The sequence below is a fragment of the uncultured Christiangramia sp. genome (assembly GCF_913046405.1).
Taxonomy (GTDB): Bacteria; Bacteroidota; Bacteroidia; order Flavobacteriales; family Flavobacteriaceae; genus Christiangramia; species Christiangramia marina.
Genome location: NZ_CAJWRQ010000030.1, coordinates 19,904 through 27,518 on the forward strand (window position 1 = coordinate 19,904; position 7,615 = coordinate 27,518).

At 37.5% G+C, this 7,615-nt stretch carries 3 protein-coding genes and 1 pseudogene; 2 read left to right on the forward strand and 2 right to left on the reverse strand.

What is annotated here, in order from left to right:
• Nucleotides 1–100: 100 nt before the first annotated feature.
• Nucleotides 101–2,464: a GAF domain-containing protein gene (locus QZ620_RS05800; RefSeq protein ID WP_295179941.1), complete on the forward strand. Its 2,364-nt coding sequence runs from the start codon at nt 101–103 to the stop codon at nt 2,462–2,464.
• Here QZ620_RS05800 and QZ620_RS05805 read toward each other — a convergent pair.
• Nucleotides 2,456–3,640: a Pycsar system effector family protein gene (locus QZ620_RS05805; RefSeq protein WP_295179943.1), complete on the reverse strand. Its 1,185-nt coding sequence runs from the start codon at nt 3,638–3,640 to the stop codon at nt 2,456–2,458. The two genes, QZ620_RS05800 and QZ620_RS05805, sit on opposite strands and share 9 nt — an antisense overlap.
• Nucleotides 3,641–3,696: 56 nt before the next feature.
• On the opposite strand from QZ620_RS05805, the gene QZ620_RS05810 reads away from it, so the two are divergent.
• The gene (locus tag QZ620_RS05810; RefSeq protein ID WP_295179944.1) at nt 3,697–7,413 is read left to right on the forward strand and encodes a metallophosphoesterase; all 3,717 of its coding nucleotides are present in this window, start codon (nt 3,697–3,699) and stop codon (nt 7,411–7,413) included.
• Nucleotides 7,414–7,478: 65 nt separating this feature from the next.
• Here the strand turns inward: QZ620_RS05810 and QZ620_RS05815 are convergent.
• Nucleotides 7,479–7,615 (reverse strand): annotated as a pseudogene (locus tag QZ620_RS05815) (mechanosensitive ion channel family protein); the annotation flags it as partial.

Below are 7,615 nucleotides of genomic sequence, written 5' to 3' on the forward strand. Positions count from 1 at the left end.
AGCTTCATTCTGATAGCGTTCTTATAAATAAATGTTAATTTCAAGGCGTTGCTCTTTCAAGGCTACATTTACATTTAATTTTACCTTAAATTATCAGGTTATGTTGCAGCAATTAAAAGATTTTCCATTTGATATTCAGATTAGCTTTCACAAAGTGATCGAAGAGTATCAAAAAGAGCTTGATGAGATAGAAAGTGAGATTTCCAGGGAGTACATGCAAAAAATGCTTGACCATGTTAGTCAATTCCCGGAATTATCTGAAGGTTTTTCAGACCCAAAACTTTTAAAGAAATATCACGCTCCCATTAATATCTTGCTGGATGATCTGTTTCCGAACATTTTATCTAATAATGAGATCAAAGCTGCAGCGGTTCCATTCCATAATATTCTCTTCAATATTTCCAAAAGATTGAAAGCTATTCTGAAGAATGCTGGAAAAGATTTTAAGTTGATGTTCCGGAATATGGATGAGGAGCTTATTTATATCTTTTCAAGTATACAAATACTGAAATCCTACGGATACAAAATAGATATTTCCAGACCACTTTACTATGATATTCCGGATGAAGACGGAATAAAACGTCATTACAGGATATCTATGAACGCTGATTTTGTCGACATTATTCGTAAAGATGATGCACCGGAAATCACCCAGAAAGATGTAGATATTCTATTGCAAAATGTGGATGATATCGAACTCTGGAAGGAAAAGATTCCACCACATAGTTATGTTTTCAAAGGTTTTACCATCGTTAATTTAACCGATGTTACTATAGATGATGCCATTTCAGAATTAAAGACTACCCTGCTTTTCGAAGAAGTGAACGAAGAGGAGGAGTTGGCTAAACTACAGGAGATATTCCGTTCGATTTATAACATTTCAGACCTTCGGGTTGGTTTCACTGTTTTCAACAAAAAGGAAATGGTTTTTGAAAGAATGGATAACAAAGAGACTCAGAGTTTTATTCTGGACGAAGTTCTAATCAATGATTGTGAGTCGGGTATTTGTGAAAAAGGTTTTAAAACCCTAATAGATGATAATGCATACTTCACTATTTCCAATGTAGACTCTTATGCAAGTAAAAACGACAACCTGCTGTCTAAGAATCTGATTAAGAACGATGTGAAAAGTTGTCTCTTAGCTCCAGTTGCTAAGAATGGTAAACTCCTGGGGATTTTAGAATTGGCGTCCAGCAGGAAGAATGAATTAAATAGTATCAATGCTATAAAGCTAGACGATATACTGCCTTATATCGTGACTACGGTCGAGAGAAACCGCAACGATTTCGAAAATAGGATTAAAGCAGTAATTCAAAGTGAGTGTACTTCTATCCATCCAAGTGTTCTTTGGGTGTTCGAAAGAGAAGCCAAAAAGTTTATCAAGGATCTGGATAAGGACGGACTTGCTTCTTTTAAGGATATTACCTTCAAGGACGTTTTTCCATTGTATGGCCAGATTGACATCGTTGCTTCTTCTGAAGCCAGGAATGATGCAATCAAACGTGATCTAATGGATCAGTTGGAGATTATCATGAACATCATCGATAAAGCTTACAAAATTGAAGAACTTCCAATTTATGATCAGGTCAAGTACCGTGTTTCAGACTTCAAAGAAGAGCTACAGGATAGACTGAATGCCAGCAGTGAACAGAAAGTTTTTAATCTGCTGAAGAAAGAAGTGAATCCTTTGATGAGCCATCTAAAAAAGCAGTCTGAAGAAATCAGGGAACTCGTTGAAAAGTATACCAGCATGCTGAATCCTGAAACCGGTTTAGTCTATAATCACCGAAAAAAATATGACGAGACAGTACAACAAATAAACCGCACCATGTCGCGCTATATCGATAAGCGACAGGTACAGGCGCAGAATATTTATCCGCATTACTTTGAGCGATATAAAACTGATGGTGTAGATCACAACATGTATATAGGCGCATCTATGGCTAACAAGCGGCCATTCAACAAAGTTTACTTATTCAACCTGAGATTGTGGCAGTTGAGTACGATGTGCGAAATGGAGAACAGGTTCTATCAATTACAGGAAAGAACTCCGGTGATGCTGGAAGCGGCTTCGTTAATCCTGGTTTTTAATAGCACCATGTCTATAAGATACAGAATGGATGAGAAAAAGTTCGATGTAGACGGAACTTATAATGCTCGTTATGAAATCATTAAAAAACGAATCGACAAGGCTTTTGTAAAAGGTACAGAGGAGCGTGTAACTCAAAAAGGAAAACTTACAATCGTTTACTCTCAGGCAAGTGATGAGCGAGAGTATTTACAGTATATCAAGTACCTACAGGCAAAAAATTACTTTGGTGATAATGTTGAACTGTTAGAACTGGAAGATGTACAGGGAGTGGTAGGACTTAAAGCAATAAGGGTGAACATATTATATTCACCCGATTCCAACCATCCGGAAAGGACGATCAATTATGAAGATTTAATGGAAGAACTACATTAGGTAGAAAGCCATTATAAAAGCGATTACAGAAATAATAATTCCTAACATAAATACCGTATAGGTCATTCTAAGTAGGAAATACTTTCTATGTAAGACCTTACCTAAAAGATGAAGATCCAGCATCAACATTTCGTATACGTAATCCTTATCCTTGATCAACTGGTTCATACCCCATTTGAATTGATCAAAAGGCATCTTATGGTAGTTTCCGAAGAATAAGAGATTCACGTTCCGGTTTTTAACCTGTTCTTTAGTAAACTCTCCGGTTGTAACATTTGGCCGTGTAGAAAGAATCGAAAGAATGATTGACGCAACACTGAAAAGTACTAGTACTAAACTTGGAATAAGTAAATGTTTGTTGGACTCTGCTTCCAGTTTGGGGATCAGGTTGGCAAGTGCCAGTGAAATGATGATCGCATTTACCGAAAGTAAAATGTTGGCCTTAGTATCGGCAATGTCACTCAGTTTTATATGATTTCGAAGAGTAACCCTGAACAGCGTCTGAATACTTCTCTCCGGGTTTTCATTCTTATATTTGGCCTTCATTCGGGCTTTATGCTCTTCTTTCTTTAATTTCTTTTCCTGCTTATTCTTGTCTTCTATAAGCTCCAGTAAATTTTCTTCCTTTTTTGGGTTCCATTCCTGCAGGGCATAATCTGTATAGTAGGTGTGCTTTTCAGTAAAAACATAAATGTTCTCCTCAAGCCACTCCGCATTAGTGAAGTTTTTGATATTATGCATTTCCAATTCCTGTCGCAGGAATTCACTGGTTTCTTCAAAGTATTCCTTACCAAAATGAGAGCTATCGGCATCACGTATTATTTTCTCACCTGGCGTTTTTGGAATATTACTGAAATTGGTCACCAGGATATATTGCTTAACCAAATCTATAAGATCCTGAGTAGCGTTTTCCTTCAGAAGAAATTCTTCCGCGATCTCTGCGCTTTTGTCTTCATGACCTCTGTATGTATGGATATAACCGGTATCATGCAGCCATGCAGCAAGGAGTAATGCCTCCTTGTCTTTAACATTAATTTCAGAATTCTCGATTAATTCTTTAGTACTTTTAACCACGCGCTGAGTATGCTGGTAGTTATGATAAATAAAGGTGTTAGGTAACTTTTCTTTAAATAAATCTTCAACAAATTTTTCAGCTTTCTCAACGAGATTATTCATACATGAATTTTTGATTCCAAGGACCAAATTACAAAAAATAATGACCACAGTTTTCTATGAAAAAAGTTAAACTTTTCGCCGGTATACTTACAACTTTACTGGTCATTTCCTGTGCCAGTCTTGAGCCTAAATACAGGGATGGAGAATCAACTTCAGATTTTGGATATCCCTCTAATAAAGAGATTGAGAAATCATTTTACCTGCTGGGTGATGGTGGTTATTCGCCTCCGGGCGGTTCTTCACTAGGTCTGTTAGCCTTCAAATCATACCTTGATTCAGTAAAGAAAACGGAAAATATTTCTATTTTCTTAGGTGATAATATCTATCCAGACGGGATGCCTGCTGAAGGTTCTTCGGGAAGAGAAGAGGCTGAATATCGATTGGACGCACAGCTGGATGCAATCGAAAATTACGAGGGGAAAGTGGTTTTTATACCTGGAAATCACGATTGGTACAATGAGAAGCTGGAAGGACTTGATAGACAGAAAGATTATTTGAAAGAGAAATTTGAAGATATTCTTGTGTGGAGTCCTGAAATAGGCTGTGGAATGGAGTCTATTGAAGTTTCTGATAATATCCAGATGATTGTCATAGATTCTCAATGGTATTTAGAAGATTGGAACGACAATCCCAAGATCAATGATAATTGTGAGCAGATCAAAACGCGGGAAGCAATGTTCCTGGAAGTAGAATCTGAGATCAAAAAGAATCAGAATAAAACCATTGTAATTGCACTTCACCACCCAATCTATACGAATGGTGTACATGGTGGGCAATATACTTTCGACAGGCATATTTATCCTTCTCAAAAGAAAATCCCTCTTCCAATTTTAGGGTCATTAGCAACACTAATTAGAACAACTGGTGGTGTGTCTATTCAGGATGCTCAGAACAATCGATATAAATCTCTGGCAACACGTTTGAGTACCATTGCACAAGGTTCTTCGCGAGTGATCTTTGCTTCGGGACACGAACATTCCCTACAATACATTGAGCATGATAGTGTAAAGCAAATCGTTTCAGGTTCCGGTTCAAAGGCTTCTTATGCAACTTTGAGTAATGATGGATTGTTTGCGTATCCAGGACAGGGATTTGCGGTACTCGATGTTTTTAAAGACGGTTCTTCCTGGGTAAGTTTCTACGGAAACCAGGAGAACAAACCTAAGTTGCTTTATCAAACTGAAGTTTTGGAGACTCCTGTACCATTCGAACTTCAGGATTATCCAGATGAATTCCCTGAAACTTATACTACTTCAATTTACAGGGAAGAGGATACAGAGAAAAGTCCGGTTCATGAAACCGTTTGGGGTGAACGCTATCGGGAACTTTATGGTACAGAGATCACTTTGAGAACTGCAGATCTGGATACACTTTATGGTGGATTAGAAGTAGTTCGTGAAGGCGGCGGACATCAAACCGTATCACTTAGAGTGAAAGACAGACAGGGAAGAGAATATAATATTAGAAGAGTTCGAAAAGATGCACTAAGATTTTTACAGAGTGTAGCCTTTAAAAATCAGCCTGTAGAAAACAAATTAGAGAATACGGTAGCAGAAAACTTGCTTACAGACTTCTATACCGCCGCACATCCATTCGGATTTATGGCAATTCCAGAGCTTAGCGAAGCTGCAGGAGTTTATCATACTAATCCTGAAATATTTTACCTGCCTAAGCAGGAAGCACTAGGAAAATACAATTCTGTGCATGGTGATGATATCTATATGATCGTTGAAAGACCTGAAGAAGGTTGGAAAGGCTACAAGTCTTTTGGGAAACCAGATCATGATATTGTAAGTACATCAGACATGCTGGAAAGACTGCGTAGAGATGAAAAATACTTACTGGATGAGTCTATATATGTTCGCTCGCGTTTATTTGACATGCTTATTGGTGATTGGGACAGGCATCAGGATCAATGGAGATGGGCAGAAATTGAAGAAGGTGACAAACACATTTTTAAAGCTATTCCCAGGGATCGAGACCAGGTGTTTAGCAATTTTGATGGAGCGTTTTTTGGAACACTAAGAGCGATCACAGGATTTGCCAATCAATTCGCTGTTTATGGAGATGATATTAAAGATGTTGAATGGTTCAATATCGCAGCAATGGGGTTAGATAGATCACTACTTCAAAATACCGGCAAAAATACGTGGATAGAGCAGGCAGAGTACATAAAGGAAAATGTAACCGATGAAGCAATTCAGAAGGCATTTTCTAATTTACCCTCGGAAACCACTGGTGAGGCTACTCAGGAACTTATTAGAAATGTACAGGGTAGGAGAGATAATTTAGTTGATATAGCCAATAGATATTATGAAAAATTAGCTGATCTCGCGATCGTAACCGGAACAGATAAAGATGATTTCATAGATATTGAAAGATTGATAGATGGAAATACGAGGGTGACCATTACTCGTAATAAGGAAGGAGAAAGAGCTGAAATTTTAAGCGATAAAGTCTATAAGAAAGACGAGACCAATGAGATCTGGGTTTATGGACTTGATGATGATGACAAAATTTTTGTGAATGGAGAGGGGAAGGCTGCGATATATGTACGATTGATTGGAGGTCAGAACAATGATGAATACACAATTACAAATGGTTCAAAATTAAAGCTTTATGATCATCAATCACTGCCGAATACTATAAATCAATTAGACAACGCTAAACTTCGGCTTACAGATAATTACGAGATCAATACGTATGATAAGGATAAAAAAACCTTTGCGTCTGGATCTATCTTACCTGATTTTAGCTATAATCCAGATGACGCTTTCAATTTTCAGTTGGAATATGTGAAGGCTATCAATAAATTTAAGCGAAATCCTTTTACCTCTCAGCATACTGTTTCTGCGGAATATCATTCTGCAACAAATGGTTTTGAGTTAGGTTATGAGGCGGAATTTGCAAATATCGTTGGAAAATACAACTTGCAATTAGGAGCTAATTTCCAAAGTCCGGATTATTCAGATAACTTTTTTGGCTTCGGAAATGAGACCGTTAACCCAGAAGATGAATTAGGAATGGATTATAACAGGGTAGGGATTAATGAAATTTCAGCAAAAGCTGCATTAGTCAATAAAACTCCATTTGGTAGCTTTTTCGGATTCACAGCAAGTTTTGAGTCTATTGAAGTAACCGAAAATGATAATCGTTATTTATCTGAAGTATTCACCAATTCAGAAGAGGATATTTTTCAGAGAAAATATTTTGCAGGTCTCGATGCTATGTATAGATATGAAAGTTATGACGATGTTCTGGTTCCTACCAGAGGGATGCTTTTTGAGTTGAACCTGGGCGCAAAACTGAATACAGCAGATATTGATCGTCAATTTGGTTATTTTAAACCATATATGGGCTTTTATAATGCTCTGACAAGGGATAGAAAACTTGTATTGAAGACCAGAGCAGAAGCACATATAAATATTGGGAATGAGTTTGAATTTTATCAATCGGCTCAATTAGGTGCGAATAGCGGACTAAGAGGTTATAGATTTGAGAGGTATTCTGGAAAAAGCTCTTTTGGTACTGGTGCAGATCTTAGGTATTCCTTTGATACCGTATCTACTAGCTTTCTGCCTTTCCAGCTCGGGATCTACGGAGGTTACGATCTAGGTCGAGTGTGGTTGGATGATGAGTCTAGTAACCAGTGGCATGATAGTTATGGTGGTGGACTCTGGATAAACAGTGCAGATGCAATTCAGGCTAAGGCGAGCATCTTCGCTGGAAGTGAAGGTCCGAGGTTACAGTTTAGTTTGGGATTAAAGTTCTAGAGTTCGAATTAAAACAAAAAAACCGGCTATTTAGCCGGTTTTTTTTGTCTGAATATTTGTAATTCTTATTCCTTATTGACTGACAGTTTATTAGTAAAATCAATTGTTCTAATTGGGAATGGAATATTGATACCTTTTGCGTCATAAGCCTTCTTAATGGCTATAATCGCCGTATTCTGGGCGATGAGAATATCTCTATTCT